At 32.2% G+C, this 425-nt stretch carries 1 pseudogene; it reads right to left on the bottom strand.

Annotated elements, in window-relative coordinates:
• Positions 1-425: pseudogene (locus CCY97_RS08360) on the bottom strand (autotransporter outer membrane beta-barrel domain-containing protein); the annotation flags it as partial.

The raw sequence follows: 425 nt of genomic DNA, 5'->3' as shown, positions 1-425 counted from the left end.
TCACCTTTTTGGGTCATATTATTTTTGATAAGACCTGCCTGTGCATTTATCTTTACATAGGCTTGTTTGTTTGGTGAAGGAGTGAGAGGATTGTAGTATTTTAATCCAGCAAAATATGTCTTATTGTCTAAGGTGAAATATTGTGAATGTGCACTGAAATCATCATATCCTATATAAATACCATAGTAATCATCTGATTTTGGATTAAAGAAGCTGTATCCTAATACCAAACCTTGTGTATGTCCTTTAGAAAACACTCCTCTATCAAGTTCTACTTTTGTATAAGAGTAATAAGGCAATACAAAGAAAAGATTGTTTTTATTGCTTGCATAACTAGAACTCTGAGACAACAGATCATTTCTTATAGTAGTAGCATTTGCATACAAGTTTGCATTCTTATAACTTCCCAAAGAAGAACTTGCTCT

The organism is Helicobacter sp. 10-6591, assembly GCF_003288805.1.
Lineage (GTDB): Bacteria > Campylobacterota > Campylobacteria > Campylobacterales > Helicobacteraceae > Helicobacter_F.
Note: the sequence above shows the minus strand (reverse complement) of the source record. Positions and strands in the feature narration are given on the sequence as shown.